The sequence below is a fragment of the Candidatus Falkowbacteria bacterium genome (genome assembly GCA_013336275.1).
Lineage (GTDB): Bacteria > Patescibacteriota > Patescibacteriia > Patescibacteriales > GWE2-39-37 > JAAXUA01.
The window spans coordinates 83,799-104,865 of the sequence record JAAXUA010000004.1 but is presented as its reverse complement, the minus strand read 5'-3'; the positions used below and the strand labels follow the sequence as shown (position 1 = coordinate 104,865).

23 protein-coding genes and 2 tRNA genes are annotated in these 21,067 nt (G+C 49.6%); 13 read left to right on the top strand and 12 right to left on the bottom strand.

Features of this window, described 5'->3' with window-relative positions; all coding sequences use genetic code 11:
* Positions 1 to 3: 3 nt before the first annotated feature.
* Together HGA34_04360 and HGA34_04355 are read right to left on the bottom strand one after the other, a co-directional pair.
* On the bottom strand, positions 4 to 732 hold the full coding sequence (locus tag HGA34_04360) for a hypothetical protein (protein NTW22739.1): 729 nt from the start codon (positions 730 to 732) through the stop codon (positions 4 to 6).
* A 195-nt stretch (positions 733 to 927) separates the two neighbouring features.
* Entirely contained in the window at positions 928 to 1,683 is a 756-nt protein-coding gene (locus HGA34_04355) for a slipin family protein (GenBank protein NTW22738.1), read from the bottom strand.
* Between the two features lie 180 nt (positions 1,684 to 1,863).
* On the opposite strand from HGA34_04355, the gene HGA34_04350 reads away from it, so the two are divergent.
* Positions 1,864 to 2,412, top strand: coding sequence for a hypothetical protein (locus tag HGA34_04350; protein ID NTW22737.1), 549 nt, complete (start codon positions 1,864 to 1,866; stop codon positions 2,410 to 2,412).
* Positions 2,413 to 2,517: 105 nt separating this feature from the next.
* On the opposite strand, the gene rplA is transcribed toward HGA34_04350, so the two are convergent.
* From rplA to secE, 4 genes are all read right to left on the bottom strand, one after another.
* Positions 2,518 to 3,219: a 50S ribosomal protein L1 gene (gene rplA, locus HGA34_04345; protein NTW22736.1), complete on the bottom strand. Its 702-nt coding sequence runs from the start codon at positions 3,217 to 3,219 to the stop codon at positions 2,518 to 2,520.
* Positions 3,220 to 3,270: 51 nt separating this feature from the next.
* Positions 3,271 to 3,696: a 50S ribosomal protein L11 gene (gene rplK / locus HGA34_04340; GenBank protein NTW22735.1), complete on the bottom strand. Its 426-nt coding sequence runs from the start codon at positions 3,694 to 3,696 to the stop codon at positions 3,271 to 3,273.
* Positions 3,697 to 3,767: 71 nt separating this feature from the next.
* Entirely contained in the window at positions 3,768 to 4,313 is a 546-nt protein-coding gene (gene nusG / locus HGA34_04335) for a transcription termination/antitermination protein NusG (GenBank protein NTW22734.1), read from the bottom strand.
* Positions 4,314 to 4,357: 44 nt separating this feature from the next.
* Positions 4,358 to 4,552, bottom strand: a complete 195-nt coding sequence (gene secE / locus HGA34_04330; GenBank protein ID NTW22733.1) for a preprotein translocase subunit SecE — start codon at positions 4,550 to 4,552, stop codon at positions 4,358 to 4,360.
* Positions 4,553 to 4,672: 120 nt separating this feature from the next.
* On the opposite strand from secE, the gene HGA34_04325 reads away from it, so the two are divergent.
* Positions 4,673 to 5,044, top strand: a complete 372-nt coding sequence (locus HGA34_04325; protein ID NTW22732.1) for a hypothetical protein — start codon at positions 4,673 to 4,675, stop codon at positions 5,042 to 5,044.
* A 5-nt stretch (positions 5,045 to 5,049) separates the two neighbouring features.
* Positions 5,050 to 7,782: an AAA domain-containing protein gene (locus HGA34_04320; GenBank protein ID NTW22731.1), complete on the top strand. Its 2,733-nt coding sequence runs from the start codon at positions 5,050 to 5,052 to the stop codon at positions 7,780 to 7,782.
* Positions 7,783 to 7,828: 46 nt separating this feature from the next.
* On the opposite strand, the gene HGA34_04315 is transcribed toward HGA34_04320, so the two are convergent.
* A complete protein-coding gene (locus HGA34_04315; protein ID NTW22730.1) occupies positions 7,829 to 8,206 on the bottom strand; it encodes a hypothetical protein in 378 nt (125 codons plus the stop codon).
* 78 nt (positions 8,207 to 8,284) lie between these two features.
* On the opposite strand from HGA34_04315, the gene HGA34_04310 reads away from it, so the two are divergent.
* On the top strand, positions 8,285 to 9,316 hold the full coding sequence (locus HGA34_04310; GenBank protein ID NTW22729.1) for an undecaprenyl/decaprenyl-phosphate alpha-N-acetylglucosaminyl 1-phosphate transferase: 1,032 nt from the start codon (positions 8,285 to 8,287) through the stop codon (positions 9,314 to 9,316).
* Positions 9,317 to 9,461: 145 nt separating this feature from the next.
* The gene (rplU, locus tag HGA34_04305; protein ID NTW22728.1) at positions 9,462 to 9,773 is read left to right on the top strand and encodes a 50S ribosomal protein L21; all 312 of its coding nucleotides are present in this window, start codon (positions 9,462 to 9,464) and stop codon (positions 9,771 to 9,773) included.
* Between the two features lie 59 nt (positions 9,774 to 9,832).
* Here the strand turns inward: rplU and recR are convergent, their stop codons facing one another.
* Positions 9,833 to 10,429 carry a recombination protein RecR gene (recR, locus tag HGA34_04300; protein NTW22727.1) on the bottom strand — a complete coding sequence of 199 codons (597 nt, stop codon included), beginning with the start codon at positions 10,427 to 10,429 and terminating at the stop codon, positions 9,833 to 9,835.
* A gap of 40 nt (positions 10,430 to 10,469) precedes the next feature.
* On the bottom strand, positions 10,470 to 10,745 hold the full coding sequence (locus HGA34_04295; protein NTW22726.1) for a YbaB/EbfC family nucleoid-associated protein: 276 nt from the start codon (positions 10,743 to 10,745) through the stop codon (positions 10,470 to 10,472).
* 202 nt (positions 10,746 to 10,947) lie between these two features.
* Between HGA34_04295 and HGA34_04290 the strand changes: the two genes are divergently transcribed.
* Together HGA34_04290 and HGA34_04285 are read left to right on the top strand one after the other, a co-directional pair.
* Positions 10,948 to 11,499, top strand: a complete 552-nt coding sequence (locus tag HGA34_04290; GenBank protein ID NTW22725.1) for an NUDIX domain-containing protein — start codon at positions 10,948 to 10,950, stop codon at positions 11,497 to 11,499.
* 4 nt (positions 11,500 to 11,503) lie between these two features.
* Positions 11,504 to 11,947, top strand: a complete 444-nt coding sequence (locus tag HGA34_04285; GenBank protein ID NTW22724.1) for a hemerythrin domain-containing protein — start codon at positions 11,504 to 11,506, stop codon at positions 11,945 to 11,947.
* A 48-nt stretch (positions 11,948 to 11,995) separates the two neighbouring features.
* Here HGA34_04285 and dnaB read toward each other — a convergent pair whose 3' ends face one another.
* Positions 11,996 to 13,381 (bottom strand): replicative DNA helicase, encoded by a 1,386-nt coding sequence (gene dnaB / locus HGA34_04280; GenBank protein NTW22723.1) that lies wholly within the window; start codon positions 13,379 to 13,381, stop codon positions 11,996 to 11,998.
* 165 nt (positions 13,382 to 13,546) lie between these two features.
* Here dnaB and HGA34_04275 point away from each other — a divergent pair.
* A tRNA-Lys gene (locus HGA34_04275) sits at positions 13,547 to 13,619 on the top strand.
* A 298-nt stretch (positions 13,620 to 13,917) separates the two neighbouring features.
* Here HGA34_04275 and HGA34_04270 read toward each other — a convergent pair.
* Positions 13,918 to 14,643 (bottom strand): hypothetical protein, encoded by a 726-nt coding sequence (locus HGA34_04270; protein NTW22722.1) that lies wholly within the window; start codon positions 14,641 to 14,643, stop codon positions 13,918 to 13,920.
* An 86-nt stretch (positions 14,644 to 14,729) separates the two neighbouring features.
* Positions 14,730 to 15,191 (bottom strand): hypothetical protein, encoded by a 462-nt coding sequence (locus tag HGA34_04265; GenBank protein ID NTW22721.1) that lies wholly within the window; start codon positions 15,189 to 15,191, stop codon positions 14,730 to 14,732.
* A gap of 528 nt (positions 15,192 to 15,719) precedes the next feature.
* On the opposite strand from HGA34_04265, the gene HGA34_04260 reads away from it, so the two are divergent.
* The 5 genes from HGA34_04260 to mtaB all read left to right on the top strand — a co-directional run bounded on the left by HGA34_04260 (position 15,720) and on the right by mtaB (position 21,063).
* Positions 15,720 to 16,760, top strand: a complete 1,041-nt coding sequence (locus HGA34_04260; protein NTW22720.1) for a pesticidal protein Cry7Aa — start codon at positions 15,720 to 15,722, stop codon at positions 16,758 to 16,760.
* Between the two features lie 30 nt (positions 16,761 to 16,790).
* Positions 16,791 to 18,266, top strand: a complete 1,476-nt coding sequence (locus HGA34_04255; GenBank protein ID NTW22719.1) for a hypothetical protein — start codon at positions 16,791 to 16,793, stop codon at positions 18,264 to 18,266.
* A gap of 146 nt (positions 18,267 to 18,412) precedes the next feature.
* Positions 18,413 to 19,636, top strand: coding sequence for a DEAD/DEAH box helicase (locus HGA34_04250; GenBank protein NTW22718.1), 1,224 nt, complete (start codon positions 18,413 to 18,415; stop codon positions 19,634 to 19,636).
* 50 nt (positions 19,637 to 19,686) lie between these two features.
* Positions 19,687 to 19,759 (top strand) — tRNA-Thr (locus tag HGA34_04245).
* A 44-nt stretch (positions 19,760 to 19,803) separates the two neighbouring features.
* Positions 19,804 to 21,063, top strand: coding sequence for a tRNA (N(6)-L-threonylcarbamoyladenosine(37)-C(2))-methylthiotransferase MtaB (gene mtaB / locus HGA34_04240; GenBank protein ID NTW22717.1), 1,260 nt, complete (start codon positions 19,804 to 19,806; stop codon positions 21,061 to 21,063).
* Positions 21,064 to 21,067 lie beyond the last annotated feature (4 nt).

Sequence of the window (21,067 nt, the reverse complement as noted above, 5' to 3'; positions counted from 1 at the left end):
AGTTTATAGAGGAATGTCAGCTTTTAGGATTTTGCTGATCGGGGTAAAGCTAGCGGCGTAAGCCGAAAGCGGCCTCTCGACTGCAGGCGCAGCGGCAACTGGGGTTATCTCCGGCTCAACTTTGGCAACCGCCGGTTCTGCCACGGTCATTTTTGCCGGCAAATCCGGGGGCACCTGCGTGGCCGGTACTGTCGGTTGGTCAGGCGCATCTTGTTTCGGAACAGCGGGCTCTCCAGGTTTCATGTCGGCATAAATCTCCATATCGTTGGAAAGCACTTTGAACTGGACGCCGGTTTCGGCAAAAATCTCCCCAGCACGACCGCTGCCATGATAATTCTTTTGGCAAACGACTCGCTTGATGCCAGCGTTAATGATCATTTTGGCGCAGACGTAGCAGGGAGTCATTTTTTGATAGATCGTGGCGCCTTCGAGCGAGATCCCTTCGCGTGCGGCTTGGCAAATCGCATTCTGTTCGGCATGGATGGTGCGGATGCAGTGGCGGGTCTGGTGGCCATCTTCATGGGTAACTGTATGCATCTCGTGGCCGATTTCATCGCAGTGCGAGATGCCGGCTGGTGAACCGACGTAACCGGTCGCAATAATCCGTTTGTCCTTGACGATGACGCATCCAAGCCGTCCGCGATCACAGGTGCCGCGTGAGCCGACCATATCAGCGATGTTCATGAAGTACTCATCCCAGGAGGGGCGATGGTAAGAGGCTTGGTTTTCCATAGGGTAAAATAAAAAAGGTTAGCTTGACGAAACCCCCTTGTTTATTGCATTTTTGTGTTTGTCTTGTGGAAAAGTCCTTTTTAGTCTTTTTATTTTATCAGAGAGGGGAGTTTAAAGCAAACCGGATATTTGCGTTCGCTAAGCCCTATTTTTAGCAAAAAAATAGGGACGGTCGAACCGCCCCTATTTTAGGATTTATTTCTGTTCCTTGGCAACGAATCTTTTCATGTCTTCAACCGAGCTCATGAGCTGGGCAGGGAAGATGATGGTAGAGTTCTTCTCGATGCTGATTTCGGCCATGGTCTGAAGATTGCGGAGCTGCAGGGCGATAGGATGGGCGGCGATGACGTCGGCAGCTTCGCCGAGCTTCTGCGAGGCTAACAGCTCGCCTTCGGCGGCGATAATCTTGGCGCGCTTCTCGCGTTCGGCCTCGGCCTGTTTGGCCATGGCACGCTGCATGTTCTCCGGCAGTTCGATATCCTTGATCTCGACGACCGAAACGACCACGCCCCAGGTTTCTGTGTGGGTGTCGAGCACTTTGCGTATTTCTCCGTTGATGACATCGCGCTCTGACAGGATCTCATCAAGCTGGAAACGGCCGACGATGTTTCTGACAGTCGTTTGCGATATCTGATTGATAGCGCTCATGACGTTCTCGATGGACACGATGCTTTTGATGGGGTCGACTACTTTGTAATAGGCGACGGCCGACACGTCGACCGAGACATTGTCCTTGGTAATGATCTTCTGCGGCGGTATGGGCATGGTGATCGTGCGGAGATCGATTTGGCGCATCCAGGAAATGTAGGGAATGATCCAGGTGAGTCCTGGCTCCTTGATGCCGGTAATTTTGCCCAAGAGGAAGACTACGCCTTTCTCATACTGCTGGACGACGCGGAAGCCCGGCAGGACCAAGAAGACGAAGACCAGAAAGAGGATTGTGTAACCCATAGATTTGAGTTATTGATTTATGCTTTGATTTTAGCAAAAGTTAGTAGAAAAGCAAGGTGTTGAACCCGAACTCATAATTGACAGAAGCCTTGATAAATGCTATTTTATGCTATCGTCCTTTCATTAATCGAATATCATTGCGGGAAGCTTTCAAATAAAAAAAGAAAAAAAGGGAGGCATATGTCCAGAAAATTGACAGAGAGCGAAGTGGAAATCATCAGGAATGCTGACTTGTCGCTGAGAGTTGAATCGGCAATCCGCAAGCAGTGGAAAATAATGAAGCCCCCGGGCAGCTCCAGCATAGCAGTTACGGTTTCGGCACAGCTGGTCTTGCCCGTCGTTTCCAGCGTCTATGCGCTTAATGCTTTTTGGCCCGGGCGCTTGCCCGCCGTACTGGACAGCATAGCTGAAATCTTGCTGATGCTGTTCATGCTGGTCGTCTCAGCATTGCTACTGCTGGCATCGACGCTGACTGCCAAGCAGCCGCTCAATCTAGGCGCTATAAGCCTGATGAGCAAGAAGCGGACTTGGAAATTTTATTTTGCGAGAGTTTTGTGGCTCGTGCTGTTCGCGTCCCTTGTTTGGAGCGGGAAGACATTGGTATGCCTGCTGGTGGTTTTATTCTGGTTTAATTGCAAGCACTCGATTCGTACGTGCCAAAAGTCCACTAGGAAAATAATGGTCGAGATCGATAATGATCCTGATCCCGTGATGATTGAGCTTAACTGACTTCTTTTTTTAAGGAGTGACCATGAGCCGTTTTCGAACGGCTCTTTTTAATATAAAAACAGCCCCGCGACATGCGGGGCTGTTTCGTATTTGAGTGCCTTGAGGCTAGAGAGAAACTTTGATGCCAGGACCCATGGTCGAGCAGATGACCACATTCTTGATGTAGGCGCCTTTGGCCTTGGCCGGCTTCAACTTCTTGATGATATCGACAACGGCCTGGAAATTCTCAGCCAGCTTGACGGTCTCGAAAGAGACTTTGCCGATCGGCATGTGGATGTTGGCGGTGTCGTCGTTCTTGAAGCTGATCTTGCCTTTCTTGATTTCGGCAATGGCTTTGGCTGGGTCGGTGGTGACGGTTTCGTTCTTCGGTGAAGGCATCAGACCGCGGGTGCCGAGGATCTTGGCGATCGGAGCCAGGAAGCGCATCATTTCCGGAGTAGCGATGGCGACTTCGAAATCGGTCTTCTCGGTCTTCTTGATCTCTTCGATCAGCTCTTCGCCACCGACGATATCGGCACCAGCAGCTTTGGCGTCAGCCTGCTTGTCAGCGCTGACGAAGGCAGCCACCTTGACGGTCTTACCGATACCATGTGGGAGGCTGACAGCGGAACGGATCTGCTGGTCACCCTTCTTGGTGTCGATGCCTAAGCGCAAGTGGACCTCGATCGATGAATCGAACTTGGTGCCAGAGAACTTCTTGGCCATCTCGATCGCTTCAGCGATCGGATAAGCTTTGGCCTTGTCGAATTCGTAGGCCTTCTTCTTGGATTTTTTTACGGTCTTTTTGACCTCTTTGGCTTCTGTCATGTTTTTGGAGTGGTCTGCGTCCATGCGGACTCCCACGTTAATATTGAATGATTAATCTTTGATTTCAACTCCCATCTGGCGGGCAGTGCCGGCGATGGTCTTCATCGCGGCGTCTACGCTGGTGGTGTTCAAGTCCTGCAGCTTGATAGTCGCGATCTCGCGGAGCTGCGCAGTAGTCAGGGTGCCCACCTTCTCGATATGAGCCTTCTTGGAACCGCTCTTGATGCCAGCGAATTTCTTGATCAACTCGCCTGCTGGCGGGGTCTTGGTGATGAAAGTGAAAGTGCGGTCATCATAGACGGTGATCACCACCGGGGTGATTTCGCCCATCCGATCCTTGGTTGCATCGTTGAACTGCATGCAGAAAGCCTGGATCTGGACGCCGTGCTGTCCCAGGGCAGGACCGACTGGAGGCGCAGGGTTGGCCTGGCCAGCGGGGATCTGCAATTTGATCTGCGCTAATATTTTCTTAGCCATAAATTTATGATAAATAATCTTGATTTTGCTTTGAGAAGCTCACTTTGAAGTGACAAAGCAAAAATATTCTATTAAATCTTCTTGATCTGTAAAAAGTCCAGTTCCAAAGGCGTTTCGCGTCCGAACATCGAGACCAAAACCTTGACCTTGCCCTTGGCTTCGTCGACTTGCGTGACTTTTCCTTCGAGGTTCTTGAAAGGACCGTCGACGATCTTGACCGGAGAATCGACCGAGACGTCGATGGTGAATTTAGGCTCTTCGACGCCCATGCGTTTCTGCAGGTCCTTGACTTCGTTGTCGGAAATCGGGGTTGGGATGGTGCCGGTGCCGATAAAGCCGGTGACGTTCGGCGTGTTGCGCACGACATACCAGGAATCATCAGTCACAATCATTTCCACCAAGACATAACCAGGGAAGATTTTTTCTTCCACGGTCTTGCGTTTGCCGTTCTTGATCTTGATCTTCTTCTCGATCGGAATCAGGATATTGAAAATTTTGTCCTCCATGTCCATCGACTCGGTTCTTTGACGCAAGCTCTGAGCGACGTTTTCTTCGTAGCCAGAGTAGGTGTGGATGACGTACCAGCGACGGCCTTGGTTTAAGACTTGTTTAGCCATAGATTTTATTTATAACTTCTCCTTTGTTGTTGGGTTTAAGACGATTAGAGGCCTCGGTTGATCAGGAGGCTCAGGCCGGTGGCAAAGACCATGTCCAGCAAGTACAAAAAAGCGGAAACAGCCAAGCTGACACCGATAACCATAAGCGTGTAGTTGGTGGTTTCGTTCCTTGTCGGCCAAGTGACCTTTTTCAGCTCTTCGGCCGAGTCTTTAAGATACGTAGTTAGGCGGTTTACCATAATTTTGGTTTAAAAAACAGCCCTTGCGGGCGTTCCAATTAACTATGGTTAGAATAACCGATTGGAGGGGAAATGTCAAGGTTTGGTCGATCGGGGTAAACGTGTTATAATTTAACCACTATGGATAACAACAACGTAGCGATTTATAGTTCCAAGATCATCGCGGATATAGTGTGGGGAGTCTTTTATTTTCCCTTATGGTGGTATGGTGCCGGTTTGGTTAAATTTATACTAACATTAGGTAAATTTATTGCGGAAAGGGAGCATGAAATCGGTTTTTTGGTCTGGCTCAAGAATATCGGCAAGCCGATGTATGGCCAAAGCGATTTTGCCGGCGTGCTCATCAGCATCTTCATGCGCTTCATCCAGATAATCGTCAGGGGCGTAATAATGGTTTTTTGGCTGGGGCTGGCCTTGCTTTTCCTGGCGGCCTGGATCTGTCTGCCGATTATTTCCTTGTATGAGGTGTTTTATCAAATAATCCCCGCTTAAGCTTCATGGACTCAGAAAAAAAATATATCATCTGCCCGGCGTGCGGCGGTTCAGGCAAACAGAAATTCGGACTCGCTTGCGCCGAATGCGGCGGGCGTGGCGTCGGCTTGGCTGAACGCGGCCATTTTTTTTATTGGGGGTTGCGCCTCGGACAGATTACCATTGGCCTGGGCTATGTCCGGGAGAAGATCGACCGGGTCATCAATTTGGCCGCCATCTTTATCGGGCTGGTCGGGTTGGCTGCTTTCGGCTGGTGGTTCTATGATAATGCCGAATATGCTTTGATGCCGGAGAATCTGCCGTTCTGGTTCGAGCAGCATCCGCTGCTTCTTATTTTTTGGATCGGCACCATAGCTTGGATGTTTTCTTATTATCGTATCAGTGAAGAGCCAGTTATGAAGCCCAGGATCGCCAGACTGAAGGCGGACGAGCCGCCTTTGCCGATTGTCGGCTGGGATGACGCCATCCGGCACCTCAAGGGCAAGGCGCAGGTCGATGTGGTCAAGGGTTACAGCATGAAAGCCATCGAGGCCGTCGAAGCAGCCTATTCGTTGGCCCGTCAATACGACCACGAGCAGGTCACGATCCTGCATCTTTTTCACGCCTTGATCCAGGACGAGAACGTCGGCGCAATATTCTCGCGTCTAAATATTGACGAGAACCGTTTGACCAAGAAATTCAAGAATCAGCTGGCGCTGCTGCCAAAATCACAGGGGAATGCTTTGTCGCTGTCCAAGGAGGTGCGCCAGGCCTTGATTGAAGGCTATCTTGAGGCGCACGACCTCGGGCAGTTGAGGGTCAAGCCATTCAATCTCTTGGTCGCTTCGCTCAAGCTCAACAATGTGGTCGAAGAGATCCTTTATGAGCAGGAGATAGATAATGACAAGCTTTCAAATACTGTCCAGTGGTTCAGGATAAATGAGCGCCTGGTCGAAGCATATAAGGAATACCGTCACATGGCCCGTTTCAAGCCGGCCTCCAATATGGATAAGGCCTATACTTCGGTGGCCACGCCTTTTCTGAACAACTTCGCCCGCGACCTGACCCTGGCCGCCAAATGGTTCAAGCTCGAATTCTGCGTCTCTCGTGAAAAGGAGACCGAAGAGATCTTCGGCGCGTTCGAATCGGGCAAGAACGGCGTATTGCTGGTCGGCGACCTCGGGGTGGGCAAGAACGCCATAGTTCACGGCCTGGCCCAGCTGATGGTCAGGGAACAGGTTCCGAAGTATCTCCAGGACAAGCGCCTCTTGGAGCTGGACGTCAGCCGTCTCGTCTCCGGCGCCAACCCGGCCGAGGCGCAGGAGCGGCTCCTGACTTGCCTCGACGAAATCACCCGCGCTGGCAACATCATCCTCTATATCAATAATATTGAAACCATTTCCGGGATCACTTCGGGCGGCGAGCAGAGCTTGGACCTGACTGACGTTCTGGTCAGCGCCATCCAGCAGCATCGGCTGTTCTGTTTGGCGACGGTGACGAAGGAAAATTATCTCCGTGCCGTCGAAGGCCGGCCGATCGGCAACTCGTTCGGCAAGGTGACTGTGGCCGAGCCGGAACACAATCAGGCGATCATCATGCTTGAGAGCAAGGTCGGCTATCTGGAAGGAGGCTACAAAGTTTACTTCACTTACAGCGCCCTGGATGAGGCGGTCAATCTGACCAGCAAGTATGTCCATGACCGCTTTTTGCCGGCCAAAGCCATTGATGTCCTCGAAGCGGTCGCGGTCAAGATATCGAAGAGCAAGAGCGACCGCGTCATCACGCGCGAAACCGTCGACCTGCACATGAGCGAGATTACCGGCATTCCTCTGACCAAGGTCGGCATGAATGAAGGCAAGGAACTCATGACTTTAGAGAACAGGATCCACGAACACATGATCGACCAGGTCGAGGCAGTCGATATGGTCGCAGCCAGTCTCCGCCGCGCCCGTGCCCAGCTGAACGAGGGCAAGCGGCCGATTGCCAATTTTCTCTTTCTCGGTCCGACCGGCGTCGGCAAGACCGAGCTGGCCAAGACCGTGGCTAAAGTCTATTTCGGCAACGAGAAATACATGATCCGCCTGGACATGAGCGAATACCAAGCCCAGGACTCGATCGTCAAGATGATCGGCGACCAGAGCAATAAGGGTTATCTGACCGAGGCCGTACGCCAATCGCCTTTTTCCATCTTGCTGCTGGACGAGTTTGAAAAAGCCCATCCCGATATCTTGAATCTTTTCTTGCAGGTTATGGATGACGGCCGCCTGACTGATGGGCAGGGCCATACTATCGACTTCACAAATTGTATCCTTATCGCTACCTCCAATGCCGGGGCGCTGTATATCCAGGAGCAGATCCGCAAAGGCACGCCAGTCGAGCAGATCAAAGAGGTTCTGATCAACGAGCAGCTGAACAAGATCATGCGTCCAGAATTGATCAACCGTTTTGACGGCGTCATCGTCTTCAAGCCATTGTCACAGAACGATGTTGTCGAGATCACCAAACTGCTTTTGCGCAAGATCGAAAAGAACTTGAAGGAAAAAGGCATCCGCATGCGGATGGACGAGCAGGGCATCGCCCTTTTGGCTCAAGCCGGCTTCGATCCGAAGTTCGGTGCCCGTCCGTTGCGCCGGCTCTTGCAGGATCGCATCGAGAACGTCATCGCCAACAAGATATTGTCGAGCGAGGTCAAGCGCCGGGATACGATAGTTATCGACGACCAGGGAGAAGTATCGGTCGAAGCGGCACCGAAGATATAGCGGATACAAAAAGGGAGGATCGCTGGAAGGCGCCCTCCCGGAGGAGTTACAGACTGACCGTGTTGGCGAATCGCCGCGTCTCAGGCAAGAAGAATTTTTTCTTGATCGAGGCTGGCACAGGCAGCAGGACAAGGGAAAGGAATTCACGCTTGTCGGTCAGGATGATCGTGATTTCGATCAGTCCGGCGACAAGATTGAGGCGGTGGAGACATTGCTGGTAGAAATCCATGCTGCAGACGATGCAGCGGTATTTGCGCCAATTCAGTCTTTTGATATACTGACAATCGAGGTTTCTGATCCAGTGGACCGTGGCGCAACGGCTTTTCGTTTGTTCTACCAGGAGCATGGCCAGATGTTCGTCGAATCTGCCCACGACTAAGCCCCTGCTTTGCGCTAACTCACCTTGCTTGGTTCGAGCCAGCATATAAAGAACACCTCCTTTCCGAGCGGATAGTATCTGTATATATCTTATACCCTTTTAAAGAATTCAGTCAAAAATATTATGGCCCTGCAGTACGCCCTTGCTTTTATCTTCAGTTTGTTGATCTCATTGGTTTTGACTTGGCCGATCATGCATCTGGCTCGGAAAATCGAGCTGGTGGACGCGCCTAACGACGAGCGCAAGCTCCATCGCCAGCCGACTCCGCTTCTCGGAGGGCTGGCAATTTTTTTAACCTTCTTTTCCTTGATGTATTGGTTCCGCGATGCCATGCTTTCAGGCAATCTCGAGCCTTATCATTTTTTCGGTTTTTTCGTCGGAGCGCTCTTCCTGATGATCGGCGGCTTCTTGGATGACAAATACAATCTCAAACCGGCCCAACAGCTGATGTTCCCGGTCTTGGCCATCGCCGCTGTGATTGCGGGCGGCGTCCACATCGAGAAGATAACCAATCCCGCCGGGGGCTACATTTATCTCGGCGCCTGGTCCGGCGTGCTGATCGCTTTGTGGCTGATGGGCATGATGTACACCACCAAGCTGCTGGACGGCCTGGATGGCTTAGTGACCGGCATGGTCGGCATCGGCGGGTTGATCATCTTCCTTTTCACTTCAACCACTCGGTATTACCAGCCAGACATCGCTCTGGCTTCGCTGATATTGTCCGGCGCATGTGCCGGCTTCCTGTTTTTCAATTGGCATCCGGCCAAGATATTCTTAGGCGAAGGCGGTTCGCTCTTATTGGGTTATATCCTGGGCGTCCTGGCCATAATCTCTGGCGGCAAGATAGCCATCGCCCTCTTGATAATGGGCGTGCCGATCCTTGATGTCCTTTGGACGATCATCCGGCGCTTGGCCGAAGGGAAGAATCCTTTCCGTTTCGCTGACCGCAAACATCTGCATCATCGCCTGTTCGATCTCGGGCTGGGACATCGCAAGACCGTTTTGATTTTCTATGCTTTCGCTCTATTTTTCGGACTCTCGGGCTTGTTCCTGCAAAGTTTGGGCAAGCTCTACGCTTTGGCTGGGTTATTCATGGTCATGCTGGTGGTGGTTCTCAGTTTCAGCTATATTGACCGCAAAAAGGCAGCAAAGTGATTTTTGAGCTTAGGTTAGTAAAAATTTCATTTTTCAAGGACTATCAACCCAGTCGTGGGAATAAACTTGACTTTTTAGCATTTTTTAGTATAATAAAGCATACCGCCTGAAAGTGGCGCGTTTTTATTTATATTGTAATATCCATATGGCAAAAATTGCAGTCATCAAAACTGGCGGTAAACAGTACAAAGTTGAGGCCGGTAAATCCCTGAAAATCGAGAAGCTTCCCCTTGAGGTCGGAGCTACCGTCAAGTTCGAGACCCTGTTGGTCGCTGACGCTGACGGCGCTACCATCGAACTCGGTAAGCCGTCATTGGGCGAACGCGTCGAGGGCAAGGTGCTTGAGCAGGACAGGGCCGAAAAGGTCTCAGTCATCAAGTACAAGAACAAGACACGTTACAAGAGAAATGTCGGTCATCGCCAGCCTTTCACCAAGGTCGAGATCACCAAAATCTAAATTTTCCAGGAGAATACAAAAAAAATCCCACCAAGAGCGGTGGGATTTTTTGTATCTGTTTATATTTGATTGCGGTATTTGAGAGCGTTGCCAAGGGTGAGTTCGTCTACGTATTCGAGGTTGGCGCCCATGGGCAAACCGCGGGCTAGGCGGGTGACTTTCACTGGCAGCGGCCTGAGCAGTTTGGCCAAATACATGCTGGTGGTCTCGCCTTCAATGGTTGGGTTCAGAGCCAAGATAACCTCTTGGATTTCGCCGGACTGCAGCCGCTTCAGGAGAGGCTCAAGGTTCAGGCTGCTCGGACCGATGCCCTCGAGTTGGTTCAACTCCGCGCCAAGGACATAGAATCGTCCCTGGAATTGCCGGCTCGACTCGATTGCCAGATAGTCGCGCTGATCGGAAACGATGCAGAGCTGGCCGTTCTGCCGCCGTTGGTCAGCGCAGACGGGGCAGGGGCTGGCTTCGGTGATAGCGAAGCAGCTTTGGCATTTAGTGATATTCTCTTGTAGTGTGGCGATCGCTTGGCTGAGTTCGGCTACATCTTTTTCTGATTGGGCCAAGAGCGACAACGCAAAACGTTCGGCCGTCTTGGGTCCGACGGTCGGCAATTTGGCGAAAGCCTCGATCAATCTTTGTATTGCTTTAGGGTAGTGCATAGCCGCAGGGTCCGCAAGGACCAAGGAGAACAGCCTTATTTTACATCAAGCCTGGAAAGCCTCCCATTTCCTGGAGCTTAGTGGCCATTAGTTTCTGGGTTTTCTTGACTGCTTCGTTGAAGGCCTCTTTGACGTTCTTTTCAGTTGATTCCTTGGAGGTACCCTCGGCGATCGTCAGCGAAGTGATCTCAAGGTTGCCGTTCATCACGACCTTGACGCCACCCCGCTCGACGGTTACCGATTCTTTGGCCAGGGCGTTCTGCATGGTTTTGGCCTGGTCGCGCAAATCCTTGATCTGCTTGAGCTTGTTGAACATTGTTTTTATGTTATTAATGATTAATGAGCCGTATGGCTAAAGTACCGACATAGTCATAATTATGCCTGTTCGCGGTATTTTTTTCAATGTCTTCGGCCGGGATTGTTTTTTTGGCACCAAAAGGTATAATTATTTCATAGTATCTTAACTAAGAATAGCGATTTTTAAGGGTAATGAACAAACCCTGTATTAATTTGAACTAATGCCGGATGAATTGATCGATATCTGCGACGACTCGGGAAGGCTTACGGGTGAGCGCAAGCTGAAGAGCGAGGCCCACCGTGACGGATTGTGGCATCGAGCGGCGCACGTCTGGATTTATAACGCCAAGGGCGAGGTCCTTCTGCAGCTGCGGGCTCAAGGTAAGCAGCTATATCCAGGGACCTTGGATGTTTCGGCGGCAGGTCACGTCGGTGCGAACGAAGAGCCGGCAGTGGCAGCGGCGCGGGAGCTCGAGGAAGAGCTCGGGCTGCGGGTCCAGCCGAGCGATCTGCACTTCTTTAAGATCGTAAAAAATTCGCCGCCGTTTCCCGGCTTCAAGAATAATGAATTCTATTACGTGTATTTCCTTCAGTATGACGGCGGAACAGAGGCGTTCAAGCTCCAAGACGAAGAGGTTGAGTCGGTCAAGTTTTTCGGGATCAGCCAGATTGAAAAAGACTTATCATCTGACAAATCAAGGTTCGTGCCTCATGGAAGCTATTGGCATGAGATCCTGGGTGAGTTAGAAAAAATATCGAAAATAATTAAGTGAACATATGGTGCAAAAATTGATCGAACAGCACGCCAAGTTGAGGGCGCTGCTTGAAGAAATGAAGGCGGCCGCTGAGCAGTCGGAGGGGAATGCCTCGGTTGTCAGTTTGCAGGCTGCATTCAAAGAGGCGCTAATTGCACATTTAGCCTTGGAGAATGAAGATTTTTACCCTCGATTGATAGCAGCTATCGGGGCCAGCGATATCCCTACTGAAGGCGTCGAACGGATAAAGCGTTTCATTGCCGGAATGAAAGAAATTGGAGAGTCGGTCAACGACTTCTTGAAAAAATATCAGAGTGAGGATTTGATAATGCGAAATTGGAACGACTATCGGAAAGATCTGGCTAAGTGCACCTCTTTGCTTGAAATCAGGATGGAGTCGGAAGAAGATGGCGTATATATGGAATGGGAAATCTATGGCACGAATATCAACCACTGGAAAGAATAAAGAATAGTCAAATAAAAACGAGCCCCTAAGGGCTCGTTTTAGTATGCGCTAGAAGCTTGGCGGCAGCTCATGCTGCAGGTCGACGTTTTTGAAGTCGGCGGTATCATCATCGAAGAATAGGTCGATTTTTCCGGTCGGGCCGTTTCTGTGCTTGGCGACGTGGAGTTCGGCGCTGTGTTTGTCGAATTCGGACAGGTCCTCACGGCGGTAGTTGCGATCGGCGGCTTTGCGGTAGATGAACATGACGATATCGGCGTCTTGTTCAATGGAGCCGGACTCGCGCAAGTGGGCGAGCTTCGGAATGGCCGGGGTGGACTGCTCGACGGTGCGTGATAGCTGAGACAGAGCCAGGACAGGGATGTTCAGCTCGCGGGCCAGGTTCTTTAGGCCGCGGGAAATCTCCGAAACTTCCTGCACGCGGTTGTCCTGGTATTTGCCCCGGCCCTCCATCAGCTGGAGGTAGTCGATGACCACGAAATCCAAGCCCTTCTCAATTTGCAGGCGGCGGCACTTGGTGCGGATATCCATGATGGTAGTATTCGAAGAGTCGTCGATATATATTTTGGCTTCGGCCAGTTCACCCATGGCTTGGCCGATCTTGGTAAAGTCGTTGTCCTCGCCGCTATCTGACAAGCGGCCAGTGCGCATCTTCCATAATCCGACCCTGGCCTGGGCGCAGAGCATGCGGTCAACCAGCTGTTCTTTGCCCATTTCCAAAGAAAAGATGCCGACCGAAACTTTATTTCTTAAAGCGACCAGGCGAGCCATGTCCAGGGCTAATGAGGTTTTGCCGACCGAAGGACGGGCAGCTAGGATGAGCAGGTCAGAGCGTTGCAGGCCGCCCAAGAGCTCGTCGACTCCATGGAAGCCGGTCGAGAGGCCGCGTAGCTTGCCGCCTTGGCGGTGGAGCTCGTCGATGCGCTCGAAGGCCTCGGCCAAGAGGGAGTCGATCGGCAAGAAGGCGTTTTTGGTGAATTTTTGGGAAACAGAAAAGAGCCTCTGTTCGGCCTGATCCAAGACTTGTTCGATATCCTCTTCTTCGGTATAGCCCATCTCGGAAAGCTGGGCGGCAACGTTCAAAAGCCGGCGCAGGGTGGCCTTGCGCTGGACGATGTTGGCATAGAAGACGACATGGGATGAGGTGGCCACCGAATTAGAAATCTCGGCCAGATAGCCGCGGCCGCCGATCTTTTCCAGATGGCCCTTGTCCATCAAGCGGCTCGAGAGGGTGAGGATGTCGATCGGCTCCTGCTTGGCGTAGAGTTCCTTCATTGCTTCGAAGATGAGCTCATGCGACTCTTTGTAGAAGTCGTTGGGCTGCAAGAAATCGGCAATCTTAATGATTGAGTCCTTATCAATCAAAAGACAGCCGAGGAGCGACTGTTCTGTTTCGATGCTTTGAGGCGGCAGCTTGCCGACAATCTGGTTATTCATAAGGGTATCTTAGCTATTCGCCGGCAATTTAGCAAGCGTGAATTGTGCACCTTTTTTCCACCTATTAAGCACTGCCCGCGTGCCTTGTCAAAATCATTTATTCGTGTTAATATACACTTAATCAAGATAATTCTGCCTAGCGCAGTTTTATTTTTGTATAAATTAGCGCCCATAGCTCAGTTGGTAGAGCAGGTCCCTTTTAAGGACAAGGTCCAAGGTTCGAGTCCTTGTGGGCGCACAAAATAAATCAGACCCCATTTCGGGGTCTGATTTATTTTGTGGGTTTATAAGCTTCGAGAATCTTGTAAAAGGAACGTTTCAGAATATCGAAATGTGCTTTTTGCTTATTGGTTAAAAAAATATATAATACTGTGTCACCTTTCGGTGGTGTGGGGCTTCCGCCCCTTCGAGTCCTTGTGGGCGCACAAATAAAATAGGCCTCCCAATCGGAGGTCTATTTTATTTGTGCGTTTTGGCTAGCAGTCAAAATTCAAGCACTCATAGATAGTGTCCTGTGAAAAATTGTATTCAGCACCTTATTCTACTGGTCTTTGTTTAATTATTTTTTGTAATTTTTTCCAGTCGCTATTCCTTTTGGAGTATTTGAGTTTTTGTGACAATAACTCAATTGTTATTTTGGGTATTTTTGCCAAGTCCTTTGACGACACTTTGGCATATTTTTCTGGAAAAAAATCTATTGGCTTTTCAGATCTAATTATATATGCAAAACGGTTCATGACATCAAGTCTGCTTAGATTCTCTATAATTTTGTCACGCTCTTGGTTTTTCAGGTTTGCATTATTTTTATGTTCCTGGATAATTTTTATTTTCTTCTCCTTTGCTATTCTCGATCTTTCTATTTTTTCTTTTTCCATCTTTTCGATGTGCTCCCAATGCTTCTTATCATGTGCAGCAAGCTCTTTTATTGATTTAATTTCAATTGGTACGTTGGTTCCAAAAGGAATGTAGGGGTTTGTTCTATTTGCTAGAGCCCAATCAACAAAGTGGTTTAATAGTGTTTCGTCATGTCTTGTTCTTGATATTAATATATTGAGTAATTTACCCATAACCGTGGTGCTGCCAAAACCGTATTCGACTTGTGTCTCTATGATTGCCAGTCCCCGCATAAGATTTACTAAATCTTCTAACGGTAATGTTTTTACAAATGGGTTTCTGTGCAGTGAGAATAAAAACTTTCTACTAAATTCTTGGTTATTTAGCTCACCAGTTTGGCCAATGTTTATTAGTTTATTAATATTCATATGAGACTTAAGGATGATTATGATAATTTATTTGATCAAGGCAGATATTAAAAAAATAGTATTACAGTTAAGTAAAAAATTGTTGGTTATTTAGAGCTGTCTTGGAAAGAGTTTTTTTTATCTTCTTGGCCGTGTCGTATCTCATTTTCCACCCTTAAGGCCTTTATAAATATGCGCATGGTGAAAAAGTATAAAGCAGCTGCAGCTAGGATAATTTTAAACTCTCCATAAGTAATGTTCCTTGTTTTTTGAATGTTGGCCATATACGAGGCAACTTCAGTGATAAAGGCATATGTCCACAAAAAAAGTGTTACTACAAGTGACCAGCGTTTCCCCATTGTTATAAAAAATGACAGGGGAATAAAAGTTATTAATTGCTGGACAATGGCGACGACAATAGACATTGGGTTGCCCCCAAGGAAGCTTGCCAAAATAACCACGCATGCTGATATGCGCAAAATAAGCGCCGATTGTTTTCTGTATGAATTTTTCCAATCCAATGAATTATATTCCTTAACTTGTTTTTCAATGCCTTGATTATATTGCATAAGTTTAAGTGAGTTGCGAAGGTGGCAGAATAAAAAAACTGACACCCAATATCTGCAAAATATAGTTAGTACAAAATATTTCTAGCGATTGATAAGGATATCAGATCAATTACCAGAGAATAAAGAAAAAAAATTTCCGATTTTAACTTTAGCACTTGCTGTCATTTTCCCCTACAATTTATCACAAAATTAGTCATTAAACAACAAATGAATAATCGACAGCTAGATTAAAAATTAAATAAATTAATGCAAATAACAATTATTTTTCTGTCAAAGCACGATGGTGGTTAGTCTTTCTGTGACTAAAAATTGGATAGCAAGATAAGTTCAGCTTTCATGGGAGTAATGTTTGGAGGGTAACGGTGATTTAACGAGTATTCCCAGTCCGTATTTTAATATTCTTTTTGTGTTTTTTGTAGGCGCTTTAATATTTATTGTCCCCATAGTTATTAATTTTAAAACGTCGAGTATTTGGCCAGGCTTAGGGTAAATGATATAATATGGATAACTAAGAAATAATCTCAGCTTATGGTTAATGTACAAAAATTAGGCTTGATCTTGGAGCCGACCCAGAACGCTTTCGAAACTCGGGCTGTCTTGAATCCGGGCGTCTTCCAGGATGGCAACGATGTCCATATCATTTATCGTGCGATTGACGAGGAGTATATGTCCTGCCTCGGCTATGCCAGGCTTTCCGGACCAACGACGGTCGTTGAGCGCTGGAACAAGCCGTTTATGGTGCCGAAACTCAAGGCGGAGAGCAAAGGAATCGAGGACCCGCGCATCGTTAAGATTGATGGCACTTACTATATGACTTACGTGGCGCACGACGGCAAGAACGCCGTGACCTATTTCGCCGAGGGACCGAGCCTGTTCGAGCTCTCGCGCGGGCACATGGTCAGTCCGAAAATCATGTACAAGGAAGCGGCTGAGATTTTCCGTTACCAGAAGCTGAAGGACGATTATTATTTCTACGAAGCTTTTTACAAAGAGTTCAGCGGCAAGAACATCCTGATCTGGCACAAGGATTGCATCCTGTTTCCGGAAAAGATCGGCGGCCAGTTCAAAATGCTCCAGCGCATCTTGCCGGACATCCAGATGGTCACCTTCGACGACTTCGGCCAGTTCAAGGAAAAATACTTTTGGATCCATTACCTTCTGGATGAGTTAGCCAGCAATGTGGTTTTGGAAAGCGAATATACCTTCGAAGAGCGCAACGTCGGCGGCGGCTGCCCGCCGATCAGGACCGCCGACGGCTGGCTCATGATCTACCATGGCGTGCACGAGAACAACGCGGCCCGCACCTATAGCGCCGGCGCCGCTCTGCTGGATTTGGAAAATCCGGGCAAGCTGATCGGCAAGCTGCCATATCCGCTATTTACCCCCTCGAATGAAGCCGAGTCGGTCGGGCTGGTCAACAACGTCGTCTTCCCGACCGGCACCGCCCAGTTCGGTGACGACCTCTATATCTATTACGGCGCGGCTGACACGCGTATCGCCGCCGCCAAAGTTAGCATGGCCGAGCTTCTAGCCGAGCTCAAGGCCAATCCGGTCAAAAAGAGCGAATAGCCGAGCCCTAACCGATAAATATAAAAACAAATGATCTGCCCCCAATGCCAGCATCAGTTCAATTATTTCAAATTGAACTTAAATAAGGAACGGAACGGCAAGAACGGTTTTCCGTGCCCGCAATGCGGCACGAAAATCAAGCTCAGCTCGGGTTTCGCCCAGCAATTAAAGATTGCGCTAGCTGGTTTTACCGTTCTGATATTGAGCTTGCAATATATCCTGGGCCGACTCGTCAAATCGGACGCGGTCGAAGCTGCGGTTTACCCCCTCATCTTCGCTGCCTTCGTCTATGTCTTTTACCGCTTATCAAAAGTTTCTACAGCCGAGATCGCTGGCATCGACCCGGCACAAAACGTCCCGCCCCAGCCTAGTCCTGGAACGCCCGGAGAAATCCAGGCTGACGGATTCAAAGTTAAGCTAAGCCAAGATAAAATCACTGTTCCCGCCATTGGCACGCCCAAGGCTGCAAATTCCTTGGTCATAACGCTGATATTGATTTTTGTCGTCCTTTCCGGGTTATTAAAAAACAAGGAGCTAGCCAATACCTTGAAAGCCTCGTCCTCCTTAAAGGCAGTGTTGCTGGCAATCGTTGCCGCATGGCTTGCTATTTCCGCATATGCAGTAAGGCGCTGGAGCAAGCAAGCTTTTGTCGGTATCAATTTCGCATTCTCGGTTATTTTTGCGGTCACGATAGTTTCCGGTTTCCTTAATCTGCAGAATCGGCAGTTCATCGATGATTTCGAGTCGCAAATGCGCGCGCAGGAGAGCCCGGAGGAGCTGATCAGGAACATGGGGACGCAGTCCAGGAAGATATCCAACTCTTCGATGCCTGAGCATAATCACGAAAAATTAATGCGCGACAAGGATAGGGACGGTTTGCTTGATAGCGAGGAGAGCTTAAAGTATAAAACCAGTTCAACTAGTACCGACACCGACAACGATGCCTTGAGCGATTATGAAGAAGTCAGCATCTATAAATCCAACCCCTTGTTGGCCGACACCGACGGCAGCGGCGTGACCGATGGCGCTGAGGCGGCGCTAGGAGACGACCCTGCTGGCGAGGGCGTTTTCAATCCCTTCACTTCGCCGGAAATCGCGCTTTATTATATGGAGCATGCTATTGCGAGCGGCAAGCTTGAAGCTTATGAATCGATTTTTTATTACCCTCAATCGTTCATCGATGATTTTATCAAACCCAACTTCCAGACCGACCTTGAAGGATTCAAGCGCCGCTTCAAAAACAAGGTATTTTCGGGCATGACCAAGGACAATGTCGGCGCTATAGTAATCTACAAGCAGCAGGACGTCGATGAGGGCGGTGTGGCGATAGAATATTATCGATTCTCCAATGAAAACGGTTATCGCGAACCGGGCGGACGGGATAAGACTTATTTCAAAAAAGTGGATGGCAGATGGATGGCAGACATCGAAAGGGAATTCAAGGAATTGAAAGAAACCAACCCCGAGGGCTGGCAGCTTAATGCCCGGGTTTATTCAACTGATTAGGCTCGTTTTGGCGGTTTACCTTGACAAAATAATGGCTTCGTGCTATGATTTGCTTATCAATTAAATCAGATTCGAATCTCTCGTCTTTATCCGTGTTATATATAAAAGCATAGGTGGTCCCAGAGAAGTCGGGTCACCTATTTTTTATGCAAGAACACAACACTTCACAAGCAGTGCGTTTTAGCGACTTGGGCATCAGCACAAGTATTCTTAACGTACTCGAAAAACTTAATCTGGAAACGCCGACACCGATCCAGAGCAAGGCGATTCCATCGGCACTCGATGGCAACGACATCATCGGCATTGCCCAGACCGGCACCGGCAAAACCTTTGCCTTCGGCATTCCGATGCTCGAACGCATCGGCAAAACCAAGGGTAACGGCCTAGTTCTATTGCCGACCCGCGAACTCGCGTTACAGGTCGATGAGAACCTGCAGAAGCTCGGCAGACAGCTCGGTCTGCGCACTGCCTCTTTGATCGGCGGCGAACCGATCGGCAAGCAGGTCAAGCAGATCGAGGCTAACCCCCACATCATCGTGGCAACGCCTGGGCGTCTGATCGACCATCTTAATAATCGCAAGACTCTGAGTCTGCGCAATGTCAATACTTTGGTATTGGATGAGGCAGACATGATGTTTGACATGGGCTTCATTCCTCAGGTTGAGGAGATTTTGAGCCAGGTGCCTAAGGAGCGCCAGACGATGCTATTTTCGGCTACCATGCCGGCCACGATCGTGCGCTTGATCAATAAGCACATGAAATTGCCGTTGACTATCGAAGTCGCCCCCGCCGGCACCACTGCCGAGCGCGTCGACCAGGAAGTCTATGTCGTCAACAAGGAAGACCGCTTCAACCAGCTGACCAAGATGCTCGATGAGTATAATGGTTCAGTCCTGATTTTTACTCGCACTAAACACGGAGCTAAGGCTCTGACTAGGAATATCGACAAACTCGGCTTCGGCGTGGCGGAAATCCACTCCAACCGCTCGTTTGAGCAGCGCAAGGCAGCTCTGGGCGGATTCAAATCAGGCAAATACCGCATCTTGGTTGCCACCGACATCGCCGCTCGCGGCATCGACGTCAATGATATCGAGCTGGTCGTCAACTTCGATCTGCCTGACTCGACCGAGGATTACGTCCACCGCATCGGCCGCACCGCGCGCGCCGGTAAGAAAGGCAAAGCTATCTCTTTCGCCTTGCCGACCCAATGGAAGGACATTAGCGATATCGAGAAACTGATCAAGAAAGATCTGCCTCTTAAGGAATTTGCTCAGCTGATCAAGCCTGCTGCCCAGCCCAAGGCCTCGTTGTACGGCCGCATGGGCGGAGCCAGGCCGACCGCCTTCCGCCGTGGCGGACGCAGGCGCTAGGCTTGCTTAGTTCGGTAAAATAACCTATTATAAGAACATTGTTTTTATAAGCCAGCTTAGCTCAGTTGGTAGAGCAGCAGTTTTGTAAACTGCGGGTCATGGGTTCGAGCCCCTTAGCTGGCTCAAGCTAAAACTTCGCCCCACGGCGGAGTTTTTTTGAAGCGAATATGGAAAAGATCACTTATAAAATCTACGGCCTCGGTTGCAAGGTCAACCAATACGACGCCGGCTATCTGGCCAAACAGCTTGAGCTGCTTGGCTTTTTGCCGGCTGAAGGTCAGGCTGACCTGGCCATCATCAACACTTGCACGGTCACCCAGGCCGCTATCGCCAAGGATATGAAGACAGTCGAAAAGGCGCGCCAGGAGAATCCCCATGCCAGGATCGCCATCACCGGCTGCCTGCCGGTCAATTATCGCGACCAGGCCTTGTCCGCCGGCGTCGACTACGTCGCCTCGGTCAAGGAATGCGGCGACCTGGTCAAGCAGGTCGCTCTGGATTTTGGCTTGGCCCTGCCATCAGGCTGCGGCACCATCGTGACCGATCAGTCCGGCCATTCACGCTATTTCCTTAAAGTCCAGGACGGCTGCCAGCAATTCTGCTCCTATTGCATCATCCCGTATAACCGCGGCAAGCTGTCGAGCCGCCCGGGTGACGAAGTACTTCGGGAAGTCGAAGCGGCAACGGAACAGGGCTTCGAAGAAATAGTCTTGTGCGGTATTCATCTGGGATTGTATGGCATCAATAGCGAACAGCAATCAGGAAATGATAATGAATATTTTTTGGCCGACCTGCTGGAAGACTTGTTCAAGATCGATAAATTGAAAAAAGTCCGTCTGAGTTCGATCGAGATCACCGAAGTTAACGACCGGCTGATCGAGCTGATGAGTAGCAATCGCAAATTCGCGAGGCACCTGCATATCCCGTTGCAGGCGGGAACGGATAAGATATTGAAGTCGATGAACCGGCCTTATGATCTGCGCTACTTCAGCGAACGCATCGCCAAGCTGCGCGCCGCCGTGCCGGAGGTCGCAATCAGCACCGACCTGATTGTCGGCTTTCCCGGAGAATCGGATGAAGATTTCAAAGAGACCCTGGAACATGTCGAAAGCCTGTACTTCAGCAAGGTCCACGTCTTTCCTTTCTCGGCCCACGAAAAGACCCCGGCTTTTTCCTTGCCCGATCAGCTTGATGAAGCTGCCAAAAAACAGCGAGCCTCGGCCATGCAGAAACTGAGCGACTTACTTGAACGAAAATACAATGAGAGTTTTCTCGGCCACGAAATAGAGGCTATTATCGACGGCCGCAGCCAGGGCCGGACCTATCGCGCCAAGAGTGAATATTATTTCGACATCAATTTCGAAACGGATGAAATTTTTCAGCCGGGTGAGTCGGTTAAGGTGAAAAATTGGCAGCTCGTAAAATAAGGCC